23 protein-coding genes and 2 pseudogenes are annotated in these 25,048 nt (G+C 37.8%); 24 read left to right on the top strand and 1 reads right to left on the bottom strand.

Annotated features, from left to right (window positions below; all coding sequences use genetic code 11):
- The first annotated feature begins 89 nt into the window (after positions 1 to 89).
- The 6 genes from B096_RS0106180 (at position 90) to B096_RS0106205 (ending at position 7,347) form a co-directional block, all read left to right on the top strand.
- Entirely contained in the window at positions 90 to 635 is a 546-nt protein-coding gene (locus B096_RS0106180) for an NADPH-dependent FMN reductase (protein WP_018579887.1), read from the top strand.
- A gap of 71 nt (positions 636 to 706) precedes the next feature.
- A complete protein-coding gene (locus B096_RS0106185; RefSeq protein ID WP_018579888.1) occupies positions 707 to 1,825 on the top strand; it encodes a glycosyltransferase in 1,119 nt (372 codons plus the stop codon).
- Between the two features lie 73 nt (positions 1,826 to 1,898).
- Positions 1,899 to 2,459, top strand: a complete 561-nt coding sequence (locus B096_RS0106190) for a chromate transporter (RefSeq protein WP_018579889.1) — start codon at positions 1,899 to 1,901, stop codon at positions 2,457 to 2,459.
- Positions 2,456 to 3,019, top strand: a complete 564-nt coding sequence (locus B096_RS0106195) for a chromate transporter (protein ID WP_018579890.1) — start codon at positions 2,456 to 2,458, stop codon at positions 3,017 to 3,019. The genes B096_RS0106190 and B096_RS0106195 overlap by 4 nt, the downstream gene beginning before the upstream one ends.
- A gap of 64 nt (positions 3,020 to 3,083) precedes the next feature.
- Positions 3,084 to 3,491 (top strand): helix-turn-helix domain-containing protein, encoded by a 408-nt coding sequence (locus tag B096_RS0106200; RefSeq protein WP_018579891.1) that lies wholly within the window; start codon positions 3,084 to 3,086, stop codon positions 3,489 to 3,491.
- Between the two features lie 316 nt (positions 3,492 to 3,807).
- Positions 3,808 to 7,347, top strand: coding sequence for an LPXTG cell wall anchor domain-containing protein (locus tag B096_RS0106205; protein ID WP_018579892.1), 3,540 nt, complete (start codon positions 3,808 to 3,810; stop codon positions 7,345 to 7,347).
- 79 nt (positions 7,348 to 7,426) lie between these two features.
- On the opposite strand, the gene B096_RS0106210 is transcribed toward B096_RS0106205, so the two are convergent.
- A complete protein-coding gene (locus B096_RS0106210; RefSeq protein ID WP_018579893.1) occupies positions 7,427 to 7,918 on the bottom strand; it encodes a thiol peroxidase in 492 nt (163 codons plus the stop codon).
- 119 nt (positions 7,919 to 8,037) lie between these two features.
- On the opposite strand from B096_RS0106210, the gene rlmD reads away from it, so the two are divergent.
- The 18 genes and pseudogenes from rlmD to B096_RS0106295 all read left to right on the top strand — a co-directional run bounded on the left by rlmD (position 8,038) and on the right by B096_RS0106295 (position 25,020).
- On the top strand, positions 8,038 to 9,411 hold the full coding sequence (gene rlmD / locus B096_RS0106215) for a 23S rRNA (uracil(1939)-C(5))-methyltransferase RlmD (RefSeq protein WP_039736945.1): 1,374 nt from the start codon (positions 8,038 to 8,040) through the stop codon (positions 9,409 to 9,411).
- Positions 9,412 to 9,729: 318 nt separating this feature from the next.
- On the top strand, positions 9,730 to 9,942 hold the full coding sequence (locus B096_RS0106220) for a type II toxin-antitoxin system Phd/YefM family antitoxin (protein WP_018579895.1): 213 nt from the start codon (positions 9,730 to 9,732) through the stop codon (positions 9,940 to 9,942).
- 36 nt (positions 9,943 to 9,978) lie between these two features.
- A pseudogene (locus B096_RS09640) lies at positions 9,979 to 12,668 on the top strand (N-6 DNA methylase).
- Positions 12,662 to 13,828, top strand: a complete 1,167-nt coding sequence (locus B096_RS09990; protein ID WP_018579896.1) for a restriction endonuclease subunit S — start codon at positions 12,662 to 12,664, stop codon at positions 13,826 to 13,828. The pseudogene B096_RS09640 and the gene B096_RS09990 overlap by 7 nt, the downstream one beginning before the upstream one ends.
- 13 nt (positions 13,829 to 13,841) lie before the next feature.
- Positions 13,842 to 16,967, top strand: coding sequence for a type I restriction endonuclease subunit R (locus B096_RS0106235; RefSeq protein ID WP_018579897.1), 3,126 nt, complete (start codon positions 13,842 to 13,844; stop codon positions 16,965 to 16,967).
- On the top strand, positions 16,960 to 17,712 hold the full coding sequence (locus tag B096_RS0106240) for a M48 family metallopeptidase (RefSeq protein WP_018579898.1): 753 nt from the start codon (positions 16,960 to 16,962) through the stop codon (positions 17,710 to 17,712). The genes B096_RS0106235 and B096_RS0106240 overlap by 8 nt, the downstream gene beginning before the upstream one ends.
- Positions 17,687 to 19,273 (top strand): hypothetical protein, encoded by a 1,587-nt coding sequence (locus tag B096_RS0106245; RefSeq protein ID WP_018579899.1) that lies wholly within the window; start codon positions 17,687 to 17,689, stop codon positions 19,271 to 19,273. The genes B096_RS0106240 and B096_RS0106245 overlap by 26 nt, the downstream gene beginning before the upstream one ends.
- A gap of 373 nt (positions 19,274 to 19,646) precedes the next feature.
- Positions 19,647 to 20,165: a hypothetical protein gene (locus B096_RS0106250; RefSeq protein WP_018579900.1), complete on the top strand. Its 519-nt coding sequence runs from the start codon at positions 19,647 to 19,649 to the stop codon at positions 20,163 to 20,165.
- Positions 20,166 to 20,228: 63 nt separating this feature from the next.
- Positions 20,229 to 21,010: pseudogene (locus tag B096_RS09650) on the top strand (phage antirepressor KilAC domain-containing protein).
- Position 21,011: 1 nt separating this feature from the next.
- Positions 21,012 to 21,446 (top strand): DUF7768 domain-containing protein, encoded by a 435-nt coding sequence (locus tag B096_RS0106260; RefSeq protein ID WP_018579901.1) that lies wholly within the window; start codon positions 21,012 to 21,014, stop codon positions 21,444 to 21,446.
- Positions 21,447 to 21,571: 125 nt separating this feature from the next.
- A complete protein-coding gene (locus B096_RS10075) occupies positions 21,572 to 22,087 on the top strand; it encodes a hypothetical protein (RefSeq protein ID WP_026254135.1) in 516 nt (171 codons plus the stop codon).
- A 105-nt stretch (positions 22,088 to 22,192) separates the two neighbouring features.
- Positions 22,193 to 22,690: a hypothetical protein gene (locus B096_RS10080; RefSeq protein ID WP_208853746.1), complete on the top strand. Its 498-nt coding sequence runs from the start codon at positions 22,193 to 22,195 to the stop codon at positions 22,688 to 22,690.
- Complete coding sequence (locus tag B096_RS10190; RefSeq protein WP_244264577.1) at positions 22,642 to 22,962, top strand: recombinase family protein; 321 nt, start codon at positions 22,642 to 22,644, stop codon at positions 22,960 to 22,962. The genes B096_RS10080 and B096_RS10190 overlap by 49 nt, the downstream gene beginning before the upstream one ends.
- Positions 22,859 to 23,557 (top strand): recombinase zinc ribbon domain-containing protein, encoded by a 699-nt coding sequence (locus B096_RS09660; protein ID WP_244264588.1) that lies wholly within the window; start codon positions 22,859 to 22,861, stop codon positions 23,555 to 23,557. The genes B096_RS10190 and B096_RS09660 overlap by 104 nt, the downstream gene beginning before the upstream one ends.
- A 142-nt stretch (positions 23,558 to 23,699) precedes the next feature.
- Positions 23,700 to 23,924 carry a helix-turn-helix domain-containing protein gene (locus B096_RS0106280; protein ID WP_018579902.1) on the top strand — a complete coding sequence of 75 codons (225 nt, stop codon included), beginning with the start codon at positions 23,700 to 23,702 and terminating at the stop codon, positions 23,922 to 23,924.
- Positions 23,925 to 23,939: 15 nt separating this feature from the next.
- Entirely contained in the window at positions 23,940 to 24,185 is a 246-nt protein-coding gene (locus B096_RS09995) for a hypothetical protein (RefSeq protein ID WP_018579903.1), read from the top strand.
- A 120-nt stretch (positions 24,186 to 24,305) separates the two neighbouring features.
- Positions 24,306 to 24,608, top strand: coding sequence for a hypothetical protein (locus tag B096_RS10000; RefSeq protein WP_018579904.1), 303 nt, complete (start codon positions 24,306 to 24,308; stop codon positions 24,606 to 24,608).
- Position 24,609: 1 nt separating this feature from the next.
- On the top strand, positions 24,610 to 25,020 hold the full coding sequence (locus B096_RS0106295) for a DUF6508 domain-containing protein (RefSeq protein ID WP_018579905.1): 411 nt from the start codon (positions 24,610 to 24,612) through the stop codon (positions 25,018 to 25,020).
- The last annotated feature ends 28 nt before the right edge of the window (positions 25,021 to 25,048 follow it).

Below are 25,048 nucleotides of genomic sequence, written 5' to 3' on the forward strand. Positions count from 1 at the left end.
AATTTTATCACATTAATTTGACATTTTATGCATATTCCAGATATGACCCCCTAAAATCACGTATACTATTTATAAAAGGAGTGAATTTTATGATAAAAGTAGTGATGATGGTGGGCAGTTTACGAAAAGGTTCTTATAATATGATGCTTGGAAAACATATCCAAAAACGCTATGCCGATCGGATGGAAATCGAAATTCTTGATATTGATGTTCCGAACTATAATGGAGATTTGGATAATCCGCAAGATACACCTGAAAAGGTGAAAACACTAAATCGAAAAATAGATGAAGCGGATGCAGTAATGATGATTACCCCAGAGTATAATCATGGAATGTCCGGAGTGTTAAAAAATGCGATTGATTGGGTGAGTCGAACTCAACCTGGATTGAAAGACAAACCGGGTCTAATCGCGGCTTGCTCAATGGGTCAGACAGCTGGAGCACGCGGTTATTTGAACCTCTATACTGTGCTGGATACGATGCCAATGTGGTTGTTGCCAGGAAACGATATTCTTATTGGGGCGGTCCACACAAAATTTGATGATAAAGGGGTCTTGATTGACGAAGGAACAGTAACCTTTATTGATGGTGTTATAAACCAATTTATCGATTTTTATCACCAAATAAAGGCTTAAGCGGTTTAATGAGGTACTGATGTGGATTGCAATCATAAAACTTAAATGATAGGATTATTTTTGAGGTGTCTATGAAACCAATAAAAGTATTGTTTGCGCACGGTGGCACGCTTGAAAAAGCAGGTACTGAAGCGTATATGATGAGTGTATTTAGAAATGTTGACCCTAAAAAAGTTCGCATTGATTTTCTTGTGTTTGGTTGCAAAGAGGGGTACTACGATAAAGAAGTTATCACTCGTGGGGGAAAAATATACCGTATTCCGCTTACGCCCGATGATTTTTTAAAGAAAAATCCAACTCGAAGAACAATTATGAAAATTATCGAAAAAGAGCAATATGATATTATGCATAGTCATATGAATGCATTGAATCCACTGTTGTTTAAGCATGCAAAAAAAATTGGGATTCCTTATATGATTTCGCATTCACATGGAAGCCGTCATTTTGTTGACAATAAGATCCTTATAAAATATAAAGATCAACTGATGAAGCAAATACCTAAATACGCAGATGTACTCTTAGCCTGTTCAAAAGAGGCGGGAGATTTTCTATATCCAAACGAAGATTATATTATTATTAATAATGGCATTGATTTAAAGCAATATGAATATAATGAAGCGACACGGAAACGCCTTCGCAAAGAATTGAATGTCGAAGACCAATTGGTATTTGGACACGTAGGACGCTTTAATTTCCAAAAAAACCACAAGTTTTTAATCGAGGTATTTAACGAAATTCTTAAAACGATTCCTGATGCAATCCTCGCATTGGCGGGCGAAGGGGAATTGCTCGGTGAAGTTCAAGAACAAGTGCGTGCTTATGGGATTGAAGAACACGTTAAGTTTTTAGGATTGCGGGATGATATACCCGACGTGCTTCAAATTTTAGATGTCTTTCTCTTACCATCTGTCTTTGAGGGCTTGCCTTATGTTCTCGTAGAAGCGCAAGCTGCAGGACTATTGTGTTTTGCGGCAGATACTATTGACGCTAAAAGTGCACTAACGGATGATTTTCATTTTCTTCCTATTGATAATCCGCAAGAATGGTCGGATTACATTGTAGGAAACCTCGAGTATAAACGTAAGAGTACCCGTGAACGACTCATTCGCGAAGGATTTGATGAAAAAGAAAACGTGAAGAAGCTTGAATTAATCTATGAGGATTTAATTCATGAAGGAGGGGAGTCCTAGGTACCCCTCCTTTTAAATTTGCAATTACAAAAGCATCCGCGATAAAATAGAATATAGTGGAAGGAAGTATTTTATGAAAAAACCTGAAGTGTATTGGAAATTATTTCAATCATCGTTTCATTTAAGTGCATTTACGTTTGGTGGTGGTTATGTCATCATTCCTTTAATGTGGACAAAATTTGTCGAAGAATTAGGCTGGATTGAAGAAGAAGAGATGATGGATTTGATGGCGATTGCGCAATCCTCTCCGGGATCGCTTGCGGTCAATGCCTCAATCTTAGTGGGCTATAAAATCGATGGGATTTTGGGTGCGTTTTTTTCAATCTTAGGAACTATTTTACCACCCTTAATTTTACTGACGATAATCTCGCATTTTTACGCAGAGTTTAAAGCGAATGCTTTTGTAAATGCGGCACTTCATGGAATGCAAGCGGGTGTTGCTGCAGTGATTGTGGATGTAGTGATGACGATGGCTTCACAAATTTTCAAATTAAAACGAAGCTTACCGATTGTGATTATGGTCACCTCGTTTATAGCTGCATACTTCCTTAAAATCAATGTCCTTTATATTGTTATAGCAGCAGGTGTTATTGGTGCGGTTAATAAGGGTGGAAAGTCAGAGGTATCACAATGATTTTATGGGAACTCTTTGTATCGTTTCTTCAAATTGGCTTAGTGAGTTTTGGCGGCGGTTATGCAGCACTTGCGCCGATACAAAATCAAGTAGTGGTGTCACACGGTTGGCTAACAATGACCGAATTTACAGACTTGATTACCATCTCACAAATGACTCCTGGACCGATTGCGTTAAATTCGGCAACGTTTGTCGGTTTACGTGTAGCTGGAATTCAAGGTGCTATCGCCGCAACACTTGGAAATATTTTTCCATCAATCGTGATTGTACTCTTTCTTGCAATGATTTATTACAAGTTTAGTAACCTCACAATCGTTCAAAATGTTCTAGATGGACTTCGTCCAACCGTTGTTGCTTTAATTGCGTCAGCGGGGGTTACAATCCTACTGACTGCATTTTTTGGTGAAGGTGCGGTTAACCTTGCAGATTTCGATTGGGTGAATGGGATTCTCTTTGTTATTGCGATGATTGGATTAAGGAAGTTTAAATTGGATCCAACCAAAATCATGCTTTTAACCGGAATTCTTGGAATTGGTGTAATGCTGTTGGAAAAACTCTAATGCAACAGAATGTGTCTTTACAAATTGGGACACAGTTCATAAGATGAATGCGAACGGAGGCTTTATGAAACTTAACGAGAATTTAAGAAGATTACGCGAGGAACGACAGCTAACCCAAGAAACGGTAGCCCAAGCACTTAATGTATCACGGCAAGCAGTATCGAACTGGGAACAGGGCAAACGCTACCCGGATGCCTTAATGTTAGTTCAAATATCAGATTACTATGAGATTCCGGTTGATCTATTACTTAAATCAGATTTAAGCTATGCAAAAGCGTTGGTAATAAAGAAAGACCAACTGAATACTGTTATTGTAATCATTGCTCAAATCCTCATGATTGTGACGATGATTTTCGGCAATGATAGCTGGTGGACCATCCCCATTTATATGAGTTGTATCGTAACGGTCGCATATATTGAAGAAATCATTGAGTTTTTTGAGAAAAGAGTCCTTATAATGAAAAGAAAATAACGAGAATCATGTTTTCGTTATTTTTTTTATGCTTTACGACAATCTTGCACCCGTTGACAAGGTTTAATTCATATTTGCGCCCACACCCTTTCTTATATTGCTTTTACTTTAAATTGACGCATTTAGTGACAAAAATAATGTCGGTTTAATACATGGAAAGTTCACACAAATGTCCCACACAAGAAAATGTAATCGGTTACAATTTCTTTAGCGTGAGGTATTATCTCACAAGAATTTTATATAAAAAAAGGGAGGTGGAATTAGGTTTAAGTGTTGGATGTTCACATATTATTTTTAAAAAAAGAGGAGAAAAATAATGAATAAAAGAAATGAACATAGAATCCTAAAATGCTTAACCATTTTTGTACTATCGTTTGGACTCGTTTTTAGTAGTGCACGTCCAATTTATAGTGATACTCAACCAGTGGTAACTTTTACCAATACAACGGGTGAGTCTGAAGTTATATCCATGACAGAATCAAAAGAATTTAAGGCAACCGTAATGTTTGAAGGGAAAACATCGACGGAACTTCAATCGATAGCTGATTCAGCAACATGGACGCTAACACGTGAGGAAGGCGGTCTTAATGAGGATGACTTTCCTTACCAATACATGGGAGCACCGCTCAGTGACTGGACTGTTTTCAGTACAACGAAAAATGTAGCGGGGACACCTCTTTTTGGAAACATCGATACGAAGGTAATTCCTGATGGACTCGAACTTACATTTAAGAATGAATTAATGTTTGGCGTCAATGGAATCGATGGTCGTGATCGTGCCCAAATTAGAAATGCATTGCTTGACTATACAGGGTCGTATGACCTCAAACTGATTGATGATGATGCTGTTATTGCCTCAACATCTATAAAGCTTAAACCATACAACAGTTACACACTTTATAATGAAATTGACCAACGCCTTGCAGATCTTGCTGCATTAGCACTTTCTAAAGGTATTCATGCGGAAGTAAGAGAGTTTGGTCGCACTGCTATGGGACGTCCGCTGAATGCGATTTTTATTGCAGACACAGCAGAAACGTTAACGGACCACTTAGCACTTAATGAACGTGCTGAAGAAGATCCACAAGCAGTGATTAATGATATTGAATCCGGAGCGATTGAGTACAAAGTTCCAATCCTCTACAACAACATTCATTCCGATGAGAACCCCGGTATTGATGCAATCATGGAATTCTTATCTGTAATGATTGAGAATGCTGATGGAAGTGTTCAATATCGTCGTGTTAATGGGTTGACAGCTGAAGGAGAACAACAAGTTGCGAATGAAAAAGCATCACGTGGTATTAAATGGTCTGAATTAATTGAAGACGATGTCACCGGTGTGGGTTACATCCGTGATGGAGTTACGAGTGAAGAACATCCAGATAGCGAAGATGCCGCAGCAAATTTAAGTGAAGAACAACTTGCAAAATTTTATGACATGGAAAATGTCGATTTAAACATTAAAGATATGCTTAAAGATGTATTCTTTATTGTTGTCCCTGCAGAAAATGCAGATGCAGCGGCAGCGAATGTTCGAACTAATGGTAATGGATTTGACTTAAACCGAGACAATACATACCAAACGCAACCGGAAACGCAAGCCATGGCACGTCTTATCTCCACATGGAATCCTGTAAACCTCTATGAGATTCACGGTTTCTATAATCAATTCCAAATTGAACCTTGCTCGCCAACTCACGAACCAAATGTGGAATACGATCTCTTTATTGAGAATGCACTTTCACAAGGTGAAGAATTTGGTGGTGTAGCAATTACCAATAATAATTCCATTAACAGTTTCCAAATGCCAATGCGAGACTATTTAAAGGCAAATAATGGTGGTTATGAATGGGAACCATTCGATGACATGTCCTCTAGTTATACACCACAATACTCGATGCTTCATGGTGTTGTAGCCTATACCGTTGAGGTGCCTTATGGAAACGAAGATGCAACCCAAGCGGTAAAATACGCCTTGCTCAACAACGGACGCTATGTGGGAATGCACAAACAAGAATTCTACACAAACCAACTTAAGGGTTGGGATCGAGGTATTAAAAATATTGATGCGGATGAAATTCGTCCATACTATGTAAATCAGCAAGATGAAATAGGTGCTGAGGCGGATACTTTCCGTGCCCGTTATGAAGAAAACAATAATTTCTTCCCTGAATACTATGTCATTCCTATGGAAGCATCAATACAGAAAAACTTACATTCAGCAACCGAGATGATGGAATACCTTTTACGAAATGATGTGAAGGTTAAAGTACTTGAAGCTGAATTCGAGGTCAATGGAACCACGTATCCAAAAGGAACGATGGTAATTGACCTCCATCAAGCGAAACGTAATATGGCGAATGCTGCACTTTACAATAATATTGTAATTAAAGGTTGGACTGACCTCTACTCAGAACCCCTTACAGCATTCTCTGAATTACGTGGATTTAATATGGATGTGATTACCAAAATTGGTGCATTCGATTCTGCGACCTTTACACAATTAGAAACGACACCAGAAACACCAACACACGTTGATGGCGAAGGGGAAATCGTAATTGTTTCGAATAACAGTGTGGCGGGCGTTCAAGCGATCAATGAATTGCTTAAAACGGGAGAATCCGTTGGATTTATTACCTCAGGTGATTTCCAAGGTGATTTCGTAATGTCAGAAGCAACCTTTGCTTTGATTCAAGATTCTTATATCTTGCAAGCAACGCGTACCAACACAATGCCGACGGCACAAGTTATCACTAAATCCGCAACACTCTATGTTCCAGGTGCAGTGGAAACGTATAAAGTTAAACGTGATACCGGAGAACCTTACGGATTTACAAACTATACCAATCGTTTAAATACTTCACTCAACTGGGATTACTTTGTTTGGGAACAACAACTAGGCTTTGATATAACACACAGTCTCGAGGATGCAGATATTATTATTGGTAACCGTAGACTTAATGGTCTCGAACTTGATGTTGTTGGTGAAGGAAAACCTTACATTGGATACGGTGGTTATGCTTTGGATGCAGTCGAAAATCTTGGACTTGATATCGAGGCAAACTATGACATGTCCTATGATGCACTCACAACAGTAACGTATCCCGAAGCAAGTTTGATTACTTCAAAATACGTACAAGACCAAGACTTTATTATGTACGGTCATGGTGGAAATAGTATTGTGAAAGCACCAGAAGGATCGAAAGTGTTAATTAAAACAACGGGTGATGAACCTATTGAAGGCTTTATGTCCCAAGAACACATTGATGGCTATAAAAACTCAATCCAAGCGATTGAACTAAAGAATGAAAAACTTGATTTGCTTATCTTTGCAAACTCAATTTCAAACAAAGCGCATCAACAAGATGACTATCGTTATGTAACAAACGGTATCTTTACAAAATACCTAGGTGATACGATGGTTATTGAAGTGAAAAATCCGGAACCAAAACCAGACCCTAAACCAGAGCCAAAACCTGAACCTGTTGAAAAACTTCAACTTACAGGATTACCGGAGAAGGTGTATGTCGGTGACGTTTTTGTTTTAACACCAAATCATGATGATCAAGCAAAAGGTGAAGGATGGAGTTTCAGTCAAGATTTCTTCTCGGCTACCTTCAACAGTCCTGCAACCTTTACAGCTTTAAAAGCAGGTAATACGACCATTGCGTATACAACGACCAATGGAGAAAAAACTGAACTTCCCGTTTCAATTCTTGAAAAAGAAACTGTGAAACCGGGTGGTAAATTACCGGGAACCGGTGTAACTCCAACCCAAACAGCAATTTATGTGGGTATTGGCATCGTTCTTATTGGTGGCGCATTGTATCTTGTTTCAAAGAAAAAGAAATAAAACGAATACATACAAAAAAACACGTACGTTGGTTTCCAATGCACGTGTTTTTTATTCGATTAAAACTATGGATACTGAGTTAAAGAACTGATTTCGCTGCTGCGATTGCTGCCTCATAGTTTGGTTCTTGTGCCATTTCGGGAACAATTTCTGAATAAATCAGATTGCTGTTTTGATCAAGGACAAAAATTGAACGCGCAAGCACTTCAAATTCCGGGATCCAAATACCATAAGCATCTGCGAAGGCATGATCTTCATCTCGTAACATTTCACTATCAATGCCATTAGTAGCACACCAAGAAGTAAAGTCTTCTTTAGAGTTGTTTGATACATTTACGATTTTTACGTCGTTGAGCTCACTTGCAAGTTTAAAGAAATGACGTGTTTGCAAGTCACAAATACGTGTATTAATATCTGGAAAGACGCTCACAAGTACAACATGCCCCTTTAGTGATTCGGTGCCAATCATTTGATCGTTAAGATTTTTAAGCTTAAATTGTGGTGCTTTTTTGCCAATTTCAGGTTGTGTTCCTCTTAATGCTGTGGGAACTCCTTTTTTTGTAATTTCCATATCTATCACGCTCCTTTATTCTATTATAGAAGCAAATGCATAGAGATGCATCTTGTATGCTTTATCTCGTGTCAACGGAAAGTATTTATGATATTCTAAAAGGAGAAAAGGTGATGGATATGAAAAAAATACCGGTAGTTAAGAATGAGCGGCTCACGCTTGAAGTTTTGGACCTGACATTTGAAGGTTTTGGTGTAGTAAAGGTGGAGGGATTTCCAATCTTTGTGGAAAATGCGATTCCCGGTGAAACGATAACATTGAGTGTCACGAAGGTCGCAAAGCGTTTTGCTTATGGTCGTATTATCAGTATTGATAATCCATCACCACAACGTGTTGAACTGGTGGATAAAGTTGGAACGCGAGTTGGAACGATGCCCTTGCAGCACATGGATTACGAACTTCAATGTGCATTTAAGCAAAAACAAGTGGCATCAATCTTAGGTCGCGTCATTGATTTAACGAATATTGAAGTCCTTCCTACTATTGGAATGAAACAGCCCTGGCATTATCGGAATAAGGCGACCATTCCTGTCCAAATGATTGATGGTGTGTTGGAAACAGGCTTTTTTAAACGGGGCTCGCATGATTTGGTTCCGATTGAAAATTTTTATATTCAAGAAGAAGTCTTGGATGATGCGATTTTAGTGATTCGTAACACATTGCGTAAATTTGGCATCCAAGCATATGATGAAGCCAGTCATACTGGACTCATTCGCAACGTAATGGTCCGTTACGGTCATTACACGCATGAATTGATGATAGTCCTTATAACGAACGGTGAAACAATACCGTCGCAAGACGCGCTTGTGAACGCCCTTGTGGAGGCCCTACCACAAACTGTAAGTATTGTTCAGAATATAAATATGAGGCAAACAAATGTCATCTTAGGTCAGGAACAAAAGGTGTTGTTTGGCGAAGATGTTTATCATGATCAATTACTCGGAAAAGTGTTTAAGATTTCTTCGAAATCTTTTTTCCAAGTCAATACGCTACAAACGGAAGTCCTCTACCAAGAAGCCATCAATATGGCCGAAGTAACCAACAATGATATTGTTGTGGATGCTTATTGTGGAATTGGTTCAATCACTTTAAACTTAGCCGAAAAGGCCAAGTTTGTATATGGGGTTGAGATTGTCGAAGATGCGATTCGCATGGCCAACGAAAATGCTGCTTTGAATCAAATTGAAAATGTACATTTCGAAGTTGGTGAGGCTGAGAAAATCATGCCCCGATGGGTTAAAGAAGGCATTGAGATTGATGTCTTAGTGGTTGATCCACCGCGTAAAGGGCTTGATCCTGTATTTATTGAAGCAGCAATTGCTTCCCAACCACGACGAATTGTCTATGTAAGCTGCAATCCGATGTCACTGGCGAAAGACTTAAGAAGTTTTATCGAGGGTGGATACGTTGTGGAGAAAGTTCAACCTGTGGATATGTTCCCACAAACAACGCACGTTGAGACGGTGGTATTGATGTCAAGGGTTGATAAGTAAGCGTGTAATAAGATAAGTAAATAAAGGCTTTCCGTGATTTGAGACCTGGCCCCAAGCCGGAAGGATAATCACGGATTTTTGCTTTGAGGGAAGTTATCGAAGATTGGTGAATTAGAAAAATTACCAGCCGGTATGCTTATTGAGTAGGTGAGTTGATAAGGTGGTTGGCAAAATAATGGTGAATTGACAAGATTGCTATTATATTCTGGTAGTAATAAAGTTTAAAAAGGTGTTGAAAGTAATTACTTTTTAAGTGTATATAAAGGTTGAAATAACAATGTCTATATATTATAATAAAAAGAAAAGGTGGATTTAGGTATGGATAAGGAAGATAAAGTCCAAAAGCAACCAATGGAGTTTTATAACATGTCAGATTTTCTTAGAGGGCAATCCTCGAAATTGATCACAGGTTTATCAGATGAAGATAAAACTGCTTTTGTTTTGAAAAACGGAAAGCCTGTAGCAGTGCTAATTTCTCACGAGAGATACGAAAGGTTATTAAAAGCAGGAATAGATATAACTGAATACTAAATATAAAACAATTAAGAGATGAGAGAGGTTAAATGAATGGCTGTAAAAAAATCAGAATTGTATTCCCTATTATGGGAGGCTTGCAATAAATTAAGAGGTGGAGTAGAACCTTCAAGGTATAAAGATTATGTGCTTGTATTGTTATTCTTCAAGTATGTATCAGACAGATATAAAGGGCAACGTTTTGCTGAATTTACAGTAAATGAAGGTGCCTCATTTGACGACTTGATTGCTGCAAAAGGTAAACCAGATGTTGGCGAAAGAGTTGATGTAATTCTTCAAAAGTTTCTAGAAGATAATAAGCTAGCAGGTGCACTTCCTGACGTAAGCTTTAACAATCCAGATGAACTAGGTTCTGGTAAAGAACTAGTTGATAAAGTTTCTGGTCTTATAGCTATTTTCCAAAATCCTGCGATTGACTTTAAAAGCAACAGAGCCAGTGGAGATGACATCATTGGGGATGCATATGAATACTTCATGATGAAATTCGCTCAGGAGTCTGGTAAGAGTAAGGGACAGTTTTATATACCTAGTGAGGTGTCACGTATTATTGCTAGACTTATTGGTATTGGCAATATTAAACAAGAGACAGGAAAGAAATGGACCCTCCATGATCCTGCGGCGGGGAGTGGATCATTACTTATTCGTTCAGCAGATGAAGCACCAACTGATGATAATGGTGATTCCATAGTAACAATATTTGGACAAGAAAAATATCCTGATACTGCTGGTTTAGCAAAGATGAACTTCATCCTACATAACAAAGGAACAGGGAAATCAAAAGTGGGAATACATTGGCAAATCCACAATATACTGATGATTTTGGTGGACTTAGAAAATTTGATTTTATTGTCATGAACCCACCATTTTCTGATAAAGACTGGACTGATGGAATTAAACCATCTGAAGATAAATATAAGAGGTTTGATGGTTATGGCATTCCACCAGAAAAGAATGGTGATTATGCTTGGTTTCTACATGTTCTAAAAGCATTGGATAGCAATGGTAAGGCAGGGATTATTCTGCCACACGGTGTTCTCTTTAGAGGAAACTCAGAAGAAACCATTAGAAAAGCTGTTCTTGAGAAACGATATATCAAGGGTATAGTAGGGCTACCGGCAAACTTATTTTATGGTACAGGAATCCCTGCTAGTATCATCATAATCGATAAAGAAAACGCTGATAAACGTGAAGGTATCTTTATGATTGATGCGAGCGATGGGTTTAAGAAAGATGGAAATAAGAACCGTCTTCGTGAACAGGATATTGAGAAAATTGTGCAAACCTTTATTCACCAAGAAAAAATTGAGGGATACTCTCGCTTTATTACGTATAAAGAGATTTTAGAAGAGAACGAAGGAAACCTTAATGTGCCTCGTTATATCCAAAAAATAGATAATACATTACCTCAAAACATTGCGTCTCATCTTAAGGGTGGTATTCCAGAAGTCGATATTAACTCTTTAGAGAGACTATGGAAAATATCGCCACAGTTAAGACAAGAGATATTCACTTGTGTTGATGAAGAACATAATGTCTATAATCTTGCTATAAAACCAAATGAAATTGAAAAAGTCATTTCTGAAGATGAAAATATAAAGGTTGAAAAGGAAACGGAATGCAGTTCTTTATTCGAGATGTGGAAAAATAAAGTAAGAGATTCATTACTCAACATTAATACAGATACAAACCCAAAAGAACTAATTCGAAGCTTGGGCATTGAAATTTTGAGTGATTTTGAATCGGCAAAACTTCTAGACAATTACGATGTGTACGACTTCTTGCTTAACTATTGGAATGAGAAAATGCAAGATGATGTATATGTAATAAAAGCGAGCGGATATGATGCGGGACGTGAGATTGAATATGTATACGCTCAAAAGAAAGCTAAAGATGAAAATGGAGAAGAAATAAAGGTCGATGATACTTCAAAAATGAAGTCGTTTGAAGGTGCTTTAATTTCGAGAGACATTATTGAACAGGAGTATTTCGAAACTGAGTTAATGGCTCTTAATGAGCTAATCGAAAAATCTGCATTGCTTGAATCTGAACTGGATGAAATGAGAGAAGAAGAATCAGGTGACGAAGGCTTGCTTATAAATGCTTTGAATGAGAAAGGTGACGGTATACCTAAAGCAAATCTGAATAAACAGATAAAAGAACTTGAAAGTAAAAAGACTTCTGAAGTAATAGATGACATTACAAAACTTATTGAATTATTTGATGCAGGCAATATATCGGAAATGGAAAAAATCGTCAAAGCTAATAGTGAGCTGAAGACATATGAGCTTAGAAACAAGAATGGTTCATTTGGAAAGGCTAAGCTTAGAAATGCATTAAAAGAAGCAAATGACAATGCAATAATGCCTGAAACATATGTTGAAGAATATAATGCTCTTCTTTCTTACCAAGCTAAGTTAACTGAAAAAGAAGAAGCTGATAAAGCGATTAAAGAAGCTCAAAAAGAGCTGGATGATTTAGTACTTGCTAAATATGGAGAACTAACAATTGATGAAGTAAAGCATTTACTCTTTGATAAAAAGTGGATGGCAAGGCTTGAAAGCGACATTATTGATGCGATTGATCAAGTGTTGAATAATCTTGCCTCAAAAGTTGTCTTAATTGCCAAACGCTATGAGCACACTTTAGGAGAGGTGGAAGAAAAGACAGCTCAGTTAAATGCCAAAGTGAAATCCGCTTTAGAAAGGATGGGGTATACATGGTAACTTATCCTTCTGACTGGAAAGAATATAAAATTAATGATGTAGCTGATATTTTTGACAATCTGCGAATTCCTGTAACTAAAAATCAAAGAAAAGCAGGCAATATCCCCTACTATGGAGCAAATGGAATTCAAGATTATGTAAGTGGGTATACACATGATGGAGAGTTTGTTCTGATTGCTGAAGACGGGGCGAATGATCTCCAGAACTATCCAGTAACATATACTAGCGGAAAGATATGGGTTAATAATCACGCTCATGTTCTAGCGGGAGTCAATTCGAAAGCAGATACTAGATTTTTAGCATATCTACTTAAAACAGTCGACTTTTCCGCTGTTCTTGTTGGTGGAACGAGAGCCAAATTAAATGGAAAAACTTTAAAGAATATCGAAGTGACTTTGCCAGAACGCCTTAAAGAACAACAAACTATCTCTTCGGTGCTATCAGATTTTGACGAGCATATCGACAATCTCACCGAACTAATTGAAAAGAAAAAAGCAATCCGTGACGGGGCTTTAGAGGACTTAGTCAGTGGTAGAACAAGGCTTGATGGGTTTAATGGTGAGTGGAAAGAAGTTAACCTTGGAACTGTAACTACTATTCTTAATGGCGACAGAGGTGTAAATTATCCATCAGAATCTGCGTTTACATCTTATGGTGTTCCATTTGTGAACGCAGGTCATCTCAGCAACGGAAAAGTTTTGTTCGACGGTATGGATTACATATCCAAAGAGCATTATTGTTTGTTGGGAGGTGGAAAGATTATAAAAAATGACATTTTATTTTGTTTGCGTGGTTCACTTGGAAAGTTTGCATTAGCAGATTTTGATGAGGGAGCACCTGCATCATCTCTTTGTATTGTGAGAGCCAAAGAAACAATCAACCCTTTATTTCTTGCTCAATTGATGTCTTCATCAATTATAAAAAATAGAATAGAAGCTGCCAATACAGGCTCATCTCAACCAAACTTATCAGCTAAAGATATATCACTCTTTGAATTTAAAATTCCAGTTGATATTGAAGAACAACAAGCCATATCTTCTATCCTAACAGCAATGGATGAAGAAATAGAATCTCTTGAAATGGAAAAAGCAAAGATGATTCAAATTAGAGAAGGTGCAATGGACGACCTCTTAACAGGCCGTGTGCGCCTTAAAATATGAGGAGGTAAAGGCTATGTCTGTTGATTTAGAAAGAAAATTGCAAAACAAGGTCCTTCACTGGTTAATAGATAAAGAGGAAGACGGTGGTCTAGGTTATACGTATCTCGGAAATCTGGAGGATCAGAATAACAAACCTATCAGAGAAGATTTGCTGAAAAAGAATCTTGAAAAACGTGGTTATACGAAAGATCAGATTTCCAAAGCTGTAACTGAGCTTGTTTCAAAAGCGAGCAATCAAGTGGATAGCCTTTACCAAATCAATAAAGAAGTCTATTCCTTACTTCGCTATGGCAAGCAAGGTGTTAAAGACGAGAATAAAAATCGTCAAACAGTTCATTATATCGACTGGAACAATGTTGATAACAATGATTTCTATGCTGCGGAGGAAGTAAGTGCTCTCTGCTTTAATCAAATAGAGAGAAAACGCCCGGATGTGGTGCTGTATATAAACGGCATCGCTCTTGGTATATTTGAATTAAAGCGTTCATGTGTGAGTATCGGTGAGGGAATTCGCCAGAATCTTACAAACCAAAAGAAGGAGTACATTCAAAACTTCTTTAGCACTGTTCAATTAATTTTTGCAGGTAACGAGGCAGAGGGACTGAAGTATGGCACTACTGAAACACCTGAAAAGTATTTTCTGAAATGGAAAGAAGATATCAAAGCTACCGATGACCTTTCTGCAACTGTCAAGGTTTTACAATCTAAAGAAAAGAATAAGCTAAGAGATGGTATAGTTTCCCTTTGTCAAAAAGAAAGATTTCTTTCGCTGATTCATGATTTCATTATTTTTGATGCTGGAGTGAAAAAGGTTGCAAGACATAATCAATACTTTGCAAATATTGCTGCTAGGAAAAAAATTCTTGCAGGCGAAGGCGGTATAATCTGGAACACACAAGGTTCAGGTAAGTCCTTAATTATGGTATGGCTTACTAAGTGGGTTATTGAGAACGTAGCAGATAGCCGAGTGGTAATCATCACCGACCGAGATGAGCTTGATGACCAAATTGAAAGCCTGTTCATTGATGTAAATGAAAAAGTACGAAGAACAAAAAGTAGTGCTGATTTAAGAGAGATTCTGAATAAAAACGATGATTCTATTATCTGCTCTTTGATTCATAAATACGGACACAATGCAGGTAAACAATCTGATGTCGATCAATATCGTAAAGAATTGCTAAAAGACCTCCCAGCAGACTTTAAAGCAAAAGGAAATATTATAGCTTTTATTGACGAGTGCCATCGTACTAACTCGGGAAAATTGCATGAGGCTGTTAAAGTACTGATGCCTGAAGCATTACTTATTGGTTTTACAGGTACTCCACTTCTTAAAAAAGATAAAGCGACCAGTCTTGAGACTTTTGGACCATACATCCATACGTATAAATTTGATGAAGGTGTTCAAGATGGTGTTGTTCTTGATTTACGTTATGAAGCAAGAGATGTTGACCAAGACTTATCTAGTAAAGACAAGGTCGATTTATGGTTTGATAATAAAACTTTAGGTCTTACAGATAGAGCAAAAATACAGCTGAAACAAAGTTGGACATCAATCAACAAATTATATAGTTCAAAACAAAGACTTGAGAAAATAGCTAGCGATATCATTTTCGACATGAATTTAAAACCTCGTCTGAAAAATGAGCGTGGTACAGCCATGCTTGTGGCAAATAGTATATACGAGGCTTGCAGATACTGGGATATTTTCACGAGCAACGGCTTTAACAAGTGTGCTGTTGTAACTTCCTTTGAGCCTTCAACCGCGAGTGTTAGGACAGCTACGAGTGATTTAAGTCAAGAGGGCGAAGAAGAATATAAGAAGTCTATTTATGAGCGTATGCTTAAGGGCAAAAAATTGTCTGAATTTGAGAAGGAAGTAAAAGAGCAGTTCAAAAAAGAACCTGCTAAGATGAAACTTCTTATCGTGGTAGATAAACTTTTAACAGGATTTGATGCTCCAACAGCGACATATCTATATATTGATAAATCTATGAGGGATCATGACCTTTTCCAGGCTATCTGCCGAGTTAATAGACCAGATGGCGAAGATAAGGACTATGGCTATATCGTAGATTACATGGACTTGTTTCGTAATGTTCAGCTTGCAGTGGCTGATTATACTACTGAAGCTTTCGATAGCTTTGATAAGGAAGATGTTGAGGGACTTATAAAGAATCGCTATGACGAAGCTAAATCTGAGATGGTGGGTGCAATTGCATCGCTGAAAGATCTATTAGAAAATGTAAGCGATCCTAAAGACGATACGGATTATATTGAGTATTTTTGTGGTGAAAACAGTGAAGATGATGAAAACACTGGTCGCAGAGATATTTTATATACTCTTACAGCCTCGCTAACACGCTCTTTTGCTAACTGCAGTGATAAACTTGTGAGTGATTATGGCTATTCAGAGGGGCAAGTTAGCAGGCTAAGGAGTAATATTTCAGGCTATAACAAAATAAAAGAAATGGTTAAACTAGCAAGCTGTGATTATATCGATTTAAAACCATATGAGGCTGATATGCGATATGTCCTTGATACTTACATACGTGCAGAAGATTCTACAGTTGTAAGCGAACTCGGGAATATGTCGTTGGTGGAATTGTTACTTGAAAACACTTCAACAACACCAATAGAGGCCCTGGTACAAGGTCTTCCAGGTAATGAAAATGCTAAAGCAGAAATCATCGAAAATAACTTGCAGCATGAAATTGTAAAGAAGATGTCATCTAACCAAGTTTATTATGGTAAGTTATCAGAAATGCTCCAAGTACTAATCGACCAGAGACGAATAGAGGCTATGAGTTACGAGGAATATTTACGGCAAGTGGTTGAGTTGGCCCAAGCGATTTTGCACCCTGAAGACAGCTTGGATTATCCTGATACCGTTAAGACTAGTGAAGCTAGAAGAGCTTTCTTTGATTATTTTAATAAAGACGAGACTTTAGCAGTAAATATTGATAGTGCTGTCCATAGTGCATTACGTCCTGATTGGAAAAGGAATTTTCAAAAACAACAAAACATAAGGCTTGCTATATATGAAAATTTATTGGTATATGGTTATGACGAAGATGAAGCAACGCAGGAAACTGCTACGGTCTTCGAAATAGCTGAAAGGCAGGCAGAATACGATGTGTAATGAAGAAATAATTGGTGGGTTGCCAATAGAAATTATAAAAAAGAAAAATCTTAAAAATCTCTATATCAGGGTGAATCCACCAGAAGGCAGTGTGACAGTTAGTACTCCTAGCGATTATCCTGATGAAGAGATAAGGCTCTTTGTATTAAAGAAAATGCCAGAAATCACTAAGGTAAGAGACAGGATGCTGTCACAGGCGCGTCAAACTGAGAGAGAATATGTTTCAGGAGAATCCCATTTCCTGTGGGGAAAGCCATATCGGCTACAAGTTGTCTATGAAGGAAACAAATACGAAATTTCAAAACTACCAAACAAGATAATATTGACTGCTCCCGAAAGATCAACTAAAGAATCAAGGGAGAGGGCATTCAATGAATGGTACAGAGAAGAACTTAAACGAGTGTTGGATGGGGTAGTTTCTAGGTGTGAAACAAAAACAAACCTCCATGCTAATGAGTACAAAATTAAGAATATGAAAACTAAGTGGGGTACATGCAATATTGATAAAAAAAGAATATGGATTAATCTACAGCTAGCCAAGAAACCAATAGAATGTCTTGAATATGTTGTTATCCATGAACTGGTACACTTGTTAGAAAAGAATCACACCCATAGATTCAATTCACTTGTGGAGGAGTTCTACCCTACCTGGAAAGAGGCAAGAAAGTTATTGTCAGAGTTGCCTTTGGATCATATTGAAAAAGGAGAACAGGTAGATTATGAAGAGGAAGATAACTCCAAGTGATGTATTCGATATCAATAAAAAATCTGGTGCTCTAATTCTTGGAAAGAATCGCCTTGATGACTATGCTACAAAATTTCTGACTAAATACTGTAAACAGGCATTGGTTGAACCGATGCCTCTTCCGGTTGATGACATTCTTAAGGATATGGGGCTTACTGTTCAAGAAGTTTATTTATCAAGCGACCTAGATGTTTTTGGATGTTGTTTACTTTTGGATGCAGATGTTGATATATATGACAGGGAAACAGGTAAATATTTATCAACTTCCTTCAGTGCTGGAACAGTATTAATTGACCCTTTGTCCGAGTCTTTATATGGTGAAGGATCGAAAAGAAATACGCTCATTCATGAAGCACTACACTGGGAAAAAGATAAGACATATTTTCAAATTCTTAAGGTTAAAAATAAAAATGAATCTGAAAAATTATATCCAATTTTATGCCGACAATCCGAGACTTTCTTTACACCACCAGAGGGTAAGAACACAAAAGAAAATGAAGTTCGATGGTTGGAATGGCAAGCACATAGATTAGCTCCTAGAGTCCTGATGCCCAAAAATTGCTTCAAAAGGAAAGCGTTAGAGTTTATTGAGCAGTATAAAGCATCTGGTGAAAATACAATATACTCTTGTGACACCTTGATTGAGGATTTAAGCAGCTTCTTTATAACGTCAAGGCTATCAGTAAAATATAGATTGATTGAAGTTGGTTTAGAGGATATCATATCAGAATTCTCTAATTACAATGATGTATATGAAGAAATCAATAGTAATCAAGATTTTGTTAGATTAACTCCAGTTGAAGCATTGAAAATAATTGATTCAGATTCAACTCTACAGAACTGGATAACAGAGAGACATTTTGTATACGCTGACGGATACTTTGTACTTGCCAAAAGCCAATATGTTACACAAAAAGATGGAAAACTCTTTTTAACGCCAAAGGCAAAGAAAAATCTCTCTAAATGTGTTATCAATATTCGTGAACAGAATTTTGTAACATACACTAATACTTACAAAGACTTGCTTGGGTATACGGTCCTTAAGAAGGTTGAAGGCATTGATAGTAGACTTCTTACGTTTCATCCTAAGTATCAATCCCCTTTACTGAATGAACCTGAAGAAACATATCAAGCATTTTCTCAACAGCTAGCTTCTTATAATGAGGAGGAAGAAATTGAACTCATTAAGTTGCTTGGTGACCCTACCAAAACACTATGTAATTGTCTGTGGTTTTTGATGGAAAATAGAAAGTGGAATTATCCTGATAAGTTTAATGAAGAGACAGGAATCCACAAAAATTATCATGGTAGAATAAAAAATGATAAAGCCAACAATATGACAACGAACTTGTTGATGGCCATCTGTGTTGGTATGCAGTTATGCACGAGGATTACGCAAAAGCTGTTTGATAAATCAAATAATAAACTAGATTATTATAAAGATCCCGATAAGACTTATATTCGTATTATGGATACTATGCCAGGGCTTTCGCTTGATGATTTCAATGGTATTCTAGAGCAATGTGGTATTCACGAACTAGGTAGTGAAATAAAAGAATAAATAAGTTGATAACTCGATGAGTTGGTTTAGGACCCCGAAAGGGGTTCTTTTTTTATGCCCAAATTTAGAAAAGACTGATAAATAGACAAATTTGTCCCAACTCAACGAGTTGGTCGTGAAATTTTGAAACCTATTATATTTATAAAGGTAAGGGACAAGCCTTACAAAAATATAAATTCGTCTAAAGCTGGCCAGCAGAAGACGGCGGATACATAAATGATTCGAAGATAGCCAATGACAGGCTGTTGGGTGAAATTTATGCTCCTCCGTTTTATTTCCTATACATATTTTTAGGAGGTAACTCTGTTGGTCATTGTTTTCCAAAGATTCATTAGTTCTCCGCTGTCTTCCAGGACGGGATTAGGAGAATCTAATGAGATTATCAATCAGATATGAGAACCAGTTTCAAAGCATCGAACTCAATGAGGAAGAAACTCAGGAGATGTGGGTCAGTCTTTCACTTGAAGGTGAAAATCTTGAAAAGGAAAAATTAATCCAAAAAACATTCGATGAAAAGTTCAACAAGCCGGAGTACAACATCTGGCACAGAGAAACCAGACACTTAACAACTCCTAAGGAGCGCTTCAATGACGATGGTGATGAATACGATACCTCGGAACCACTTATGAAAGAAGTTGCGGACGACAGGATTTTTAGAAAAGACGAAATTGAGCGTACTTATCAGGATGATTATGAAGGTGTCTGCAAATGGATACGTACCGCTCTTGGCAAAAAGCAGGACTGGGCAGATATGTTCATTGCAGTACGCATTGACGGTATGTCGATTCGAGAATATGCCAGTTTCATAGGTGCTGATGAAAACAACATTACTCAGAAATTAAAGCGGGCAACAAAGAAATTAGAACAAGAATATAAAAACCGTCAGATTTGACCTTCTCCCAAGGCTACTAGGTAGGAGGTCAAGACCTCCAAAAAATACAAGGAGGTAATTCGAATGGAATTACAAGTTTACAAAAATGCAGAGTTCGGCTCTGTACGTACTACAACGATTGGTGGTCAACCTTATTTTGTGGGTAAGGATGTAGCTGGTATTCTCGGTTACGCAAATACCCGAAAAGCATTAATTGACCACATTGATGAAGAGGACAAGGATGACGTAACGATTCGTGACGCCATCGGAAGAAATCAAACGATGACTGCTATCAACGAATCTGGTCTGTACAGTCTCATCCTCTCAAGCAAAATGCCTAATGCTAAAAAGTTCAAACGTTGGGTCACCAATGAAGTCCTCCCTGCTATTCGCAAACATAGACTTTATGTCACGGATGATTTAATCGCAAATCCAGACCTTGCCATCGCAGCATTTACCGCTCTTAAAGAAGAGCGTGAGAAGAACAAAGAACTGATGGCAGCAGTTGCGATTGGTCAGCAGCAGATAGCAGAAATGAAACCCATAGCGACTTACTACGATGTGGTTCTTAAATGCAGGGATGCCGTCAATATTTCTGTTATTGCTAAAGACTATGGTTGGAGTGCAATCCGCATGAATGAGTATTTGCACGAAAAAGGTATTCAGTCAAACAGGGTGATATTTGGCTGTTATATCAAAAGCATGCTCCAAATGGCTATACAAAAACCAATACTCACATTTATGAAGATAGCAAAGGTATCCAACATACGAAAGTGCATACTAAGTGGACACAAAAAGGAAGGCTCTTTATCTATGAACAGTTAAAGGCGGATGGTATTTATCCGCAGATTGAGATGGAGGTGTGATATGGGAACCAATATGAAAAATGCAGAGGGTTATTATGATCCTACTCCCCATGAAGCACTTAGTAATATAATCCGTGAGGAAAAGGCAGCAGCAAAAGCTGCCTTTAAGCCCCTTGTCTATATTTGCTCTCCCTTTAGTTGCGATATAGAAAACAACAATAAGCTCACACGAGCATTTTGCCGTTTTGCTTTAGATAAGGGCAATATTCCGCTTGCTCCTCACCTTTTATTTCCACAGTTTATGGATGACAGCAATGAGAAAGAACGTGAGCTCGCTATTTTTATGGATATTATCCTGATGGGCAAATGCCAAGAGGTCTGGGTGCTAGGTGATGTGATCTCAAGAGGCATGAGTATTGAAATTCAAAAAGCAAAGAAGCGCAGACAGCCGGTCAGATATTTTAATCAGTATTTTGAGGAGGTAGAGATTCTATGAAGATAGCATACGGCAACAGCCGAATGGATAAGAAATGGAAAAACACAGACATTAGTTGGAAGGACTTCTGCTTCCGTGTTAAGACCACGCAGCGTACTACTGAAACCGTAGAAGAATAACGAAAAATGAGAAAAGGCGGTCAGGATTCCATTAAAGATGTCGGCGGTTTTGTTGGTGGCCACTTAAAAGATGGTAGACGCAAAAAAGGAAATGTTCTATCTCGTTCTATTCTCACGCTGGATATGGATTATGGCACAAGTACTATCTGGGAAGAAATCTCTACCTTCTTCCCTTATCAGTATTGTATTTATTCTACTCATAAGCATACTCCGGAAAATCCAAGACTAAGGATGATCATTCCTCTCTTTCGTGATGTGGGAGAGGAAGAGTATGCTGCTGTTAGTCGCATGGTCGCAAAAGAAATCCGCATCGACCTTTTTGATGATACGACCTATGAACCTGAACGATTAATGTATTTTCCGTCTACTACAAGAAACGGTATTTTTGTGTATGAGGAAAAAGATGGCTCGCTCCTTGATCCTGATATGTTTCTAAATAAATACTATGATTGGCGAGACACCAGTACTTGGCCCGTATCCTCCAGGCAGTCAGAAGTTATTAATCGCTCATTAAAAGAATAATCCGATCCGATTTCTAAAGAAGGTGTTATCGGTACTTTTTGTCGTAGCTACTCAGTAAGCACTGCAATCGATACGTTCTTAAAGGATATATACGAGCCTTCAGCAATGACTGGTCGCTATGACTATATTCCTGCAGATTCCAGTGTTGGTGTCATCCTCTATGATGATAAATTTGCCTATTCCCATTATGCAACAGATCCTGCAAGTGGGAGACTGCTTAATGCTTTTGACCTTGTTCGCATCCATCGATTTGGTCATTTAGATGATCGAGCGACAGAAAGCACACCTCCAAGCAAAATCCCATCCTTTATCAACATGTGCGAATTTGCCACCCAAGACGATAAAGTAAAAGCCCAGTTTACGAAAGAGCGGATGGAACAGGCTACGATTGATTTTACGGAGGATAATTGGCAGACAGCACTTGAACTGGATAAGCAAGGAAAGATTAAAGACACCTTGGACAATATCGTTCTCATCATCCGCAACGATTCAGAACTAGAATCTATTGCTTTTAATAAGCACCGTGATGGAATCGATGCAAGAGACGGATTGCCTTGGGAACAGATGAATTTGGCCGAGGTCTTGAAGAAGACGATATTTTAACAGCAGCAGGAAAACCAAGATGGCGACCGGAATCAGTAAAAAAAATCCTCCAAAATGAAAAATACATCGGAGATGCCCTCTTACAAAAGACTGTTACTGTAGATTTTCTAACCAAGAAACGAGTTAAGAATGAAGGTCATCTTCCCCAGTATTATGTTGAAAATAGCCATGAGGCGATTATTCCTAAAGAGTTATTTTTGCAGGTGCAGGAAGAGATTCATCGAAGAAGCAATATCTACACAGGAGAAGGCAAGAACAAACGAATTTTATAGTAGCAAGTACGCTTTGAGTGCCATTACCTTCTGTGGAGGTTGTGGCGATATTTATAGGAGAACCTATTGGAATATTCATGGTAGAAAAGAATTTGTCCGGCGATGCGTGACTAGAAGCGAGCAAGGTTCTGAAGTTTGTAAGAACCGAACCGTAAAAGAAGATGAACTCTATGGCGCTGCCATGACCGCAATTAATAAGCTACTTGCAGATGGTAACAATATGATAAAAACACTGGGAGAAAACATTCATGCTGTGATTGGTGAAACCACAGAATACCAAATTTCAGAGATTAACAACTTACTAGAGGAAAAACAAAAAGAACTCATCAAGCTGGCCAATAAAGGCCAAGACTATGAACACATGGCAGAGGAGATTGATAAACTACGAGATAAGCGTCAGACTCTTTTGGTAGAGGATGCCTCCCTCAGTGGAGAGAACGAACGAATCAATGAGTTGATTGAGTTTATCCGCAAGAACAAATTCCGAACCTTAGAATATGATGATAAGCTAGTGAGGAAGATAATCCAGAGCGTTACAGTCTATGAAGACCATTTTGTCATAGCCTTTAAATCTGGTATTGAAATTGAAATATGAAAACCAGAAGTAAATAGCCCATGACTCTGAAATAGAGTTGTGGATTTTCTTTTGCTTGCTGATTATAATAATATTTTAATAATTATTGTATTTATCAACCAAACGGTTTATAATGTTGTTAGCGTAAACTTGGAGGTGCTGTATGACTACGGCAAAAATGATTAAAGAACTGTGTGAGCAAATGAATATAAGTGTTTCCGAACTTGCTAGACGTATTGGACAGACTCCACAGAATTTCAATAAGAAATTACAACGAGAAACGGTAACCTTAGATGAGTTGAAAGCCATCGCTGATGTGCTAGGTGTCAAGTTTGTGCAGGCATTTATTTTACCAGATGGAGATGAAATAAAAATATCTAACGAATAAAGGTGGCGGTCTAATATGATGATTAGTCCGGAAAGTTACTATGAAGAGTATCTCAAAGGAAAAACAAAAGAAGAAATAATGACCTCCATCCGAGGACTTAAGCAAGAAATAGGTCACCTCAAAAATTCTATGGAAAACCCGTATGATGGCATGAAAACTGTTATTCATCCAAGTGAAGATACCCGCATTTATTGGAGCCGTGAATATTTGGATATAGCCAAGCAAGCCTATGTTGAGGCTGGCGGAACATATACTTTATAAAAGTCTGAAGAAAAGGCAGCCGACTTTGATGCGAACATAAATGCTATCTGCAAGATCACCTTTAACATTGGTGGTTACTTTGGCGGTTATAGCACCTATATTGTAGAGTTATCCGAAGAAATGAAAGCATATACAAAGTTATGGGAAGATGAAGAACCACTTTTATTATTGGATGATAATGAGGAGCCATTTACAAAGAATAGCTACATTGCTGCACTTAAAGATCTGTATATTGGTGAGTGGCGCAGGGAATATTCTACTAAACGCTTCGGATACATGGTACTTGATGGAACACAGTGGGAGTTGGAATTTGAATATAGTAATGGCCATAAGCCAGTAAGATTTGATGGCGATAACTCTTACCCTTATAACTTTGATAAGTTTCAGAGACTATTTGGCATTGATGTCACCGAGGAGGGTTAGGATGAGTGAATTCGATATTTTGTCAAAATACATACCTATAATTCAGGCGGATAGCATTGGTGAATGGGCGATTGATAATGAATACGATGGAACACTGGAACATCCGATACAGATGCCTTTTGTAGATTATTCCGAAATGGTAGATAACTTTATCGATGATGTTTATGCCTTTGAAGAAAGCAATAAAGATATGGAGCTTACCCGTTATGAAGATATTCTCAAAGATAACGGACTTGAATGGGATTCAGAATCTATGAAGAATGCTGATATTTCAAGTTTGAATGCACAGTGTGTGCTTGCGCTTATTATGGGTGCTGTTAGATCAGAACGCTTTTGCGATGGTGCATTATTAGATTTCTTCAAAAGTGGCTGCATATTGAAGTGGCTTGATAGATTAAATAATATTGAGTAAAGGGGGGATAAAATTGTATATAAACAAA

The sequence above is a fragment of the Erysipelothrix tonsillarum DSM 14972 genome (assembly GCF_000373785.1).
Lineage (GTDB): Bacteria > Bacillota_I > Bacilli_A > Erysipelotrichales > Erysipelotrichaceae > Erysipelothrix > Erysipelothrix tonsillarum.

Excerpts from the sequence above, each read along its gene's own strand:
- B096_RS0106205 (WP_018579892.1), top strand. The coding sequence starts at position 3,808 with ATGAATAAAAGAAATGAACATAGAATCCTAAAATGCTTAACCATTTTT.
- B096_RS0106200 (WP_018579891.1), top strand. The coding sequence starts at position 3,084 with ATGAAACTTAACGAGAATTTAAGAAGATTACGCGAGGAACGACAGCTA.
- B096_RS0106185 (WP_018579888.1), top strand. The coding sequence starts at position 707 with ATGAAACCAATAAAAGTATTGTTTGCGCACGGTGGCACGCTTGAAAAA.
- B096_RS0106260 (WP_018579901.1), top strand. The coding sequence starts at position 21,012 with ATGGGAACCAATATGAAAAATGCAGAGGGTTATTATGATCCTACTCCC.
- B096_RS10000 (WP_018579904.1), top strand. The coding sequence starts at position 24,306 with ATGAAAGCATATACAAAGTTATGGGAAGATGAAGAACCACTTTTATTA.
- B096_RS10080 (WP_208853746.1), top strand. The coding sequence starts at position 22,193 with ATGACTGGTCGCTATGACTATATTCCTGCAGATTCCAGTGTTGGTGTC.
- B096_RS0106250 (WP_018579900.1), top strand. The coding sequence starts at position 19,647 with ATGAGATTATCAATCAGATATGAGAACCAGTTTCAAAGCATCGAACTC.
- B096_RS09995 (WP_018579903.1), top strand. The coding sequence starts at position 23,940 with ATGATGATTAGTCCGGAAAGTTACTATGAAGAGTATCTCAAAGGAAAA.
- B096_RS0106245 (WP_018579899.1), top strand. The coding sequence starts at position 17,687 with ATGAAGAGGAAGATAACTCCAAGTGATGTATTCGATATCAATAAAAAA.
- B096_RS0106180 (WP_018579887.1), top strand. The coding sequence starts at position 90 with ATGATAAAAGTAGTGATGATGGTGGGCAGTTTACGAAAAGGTTCTTAT.
- B096_RS0106235 (WP_018579897.1), top strand. The coding sequence starts at position 13,842 with ATGTCTGTTGATTTAGAAAGAAAATTGCAAAACAAGGTCCTTCACTGG.
- B096_RS09660 (WP_244264588.1), top strand. The coding sequence starts at position 22,859 with ATGAGGCGATTATTCCTAAAGAGTTATTTTTGCAGGTGCAGGAAGAGA.
- B096_RS0106295 (WP_018579905.1), top strand. The coding sequence starts at position 24,610 with ATGAGTGAATTCGATATTTTGTCAAAATACATACCTATAATTCAGGCG.
- B096_RS10075 (WP_026254135.1), top strand. The coding sequence starts at position 21,572 with ATGAGAAAAGGCGGTCAGGATTCCATTAAAGATGTCGGCGGTTTTGTT.
- rlmD (WP_039736945.1), top strand. The coding sequence starts at position 8,038 with ATGAAAAAAATACCGGTAGTTAAGAATGAGCGGCTCACGCTTGAAGTT.
- B096_RS0106210 (WP_018579893.1), bottom strand. The coding sequence starts at position 7,918 with ATGGAAATTACAAAAAAAGGAGTTCCCACAGCATTAAGAGGAACACAA.
- B096_RS0106195 (WP_018579890.1), top strand. The coding sequence starts at position 2,456 with ATGATTTTATGGGAACTCTTTGTATCGTTTCTTCAAATTGGCTTAGTG.
- B096_RS0106220 (WP_018579895.1), top strand. The coding sequence starts at position 9,730 with ATGGATAAGGAAGATAAAGTCCAAAAGCAACCAATGGAGTTTTATAAC.
- B096_RS0106190 (WP_018579889.1), top strand. The coding sequence starts at position 1,899 with ATGAAAAAACCTGAAGTGTATTGGAAATTATTTCAATCATCGTTTCAT.
- B096_RS0106280 (WP_018579902.1), top strand. The coding sequence starts at position 23,700 with ATGACTACGGCAAAAATGATTAAAGAACTGTGTGAGCAAATGAATATA.
- B096_RS0106240 (WP_018579898.1), top strand. The coding sequence starts at position 16,960 with ATGTGTAATGAAGAAATAATTGGTGGGTTGCCAATAGAAATTATAAAA.
- B096_RS09990 (WP_018579896.1), top strand. The coding sequence starts at position 12,662 with ATGGTAACTTATCCTTCTGACTGGAAAGAATATAAAATTAATGATGTA.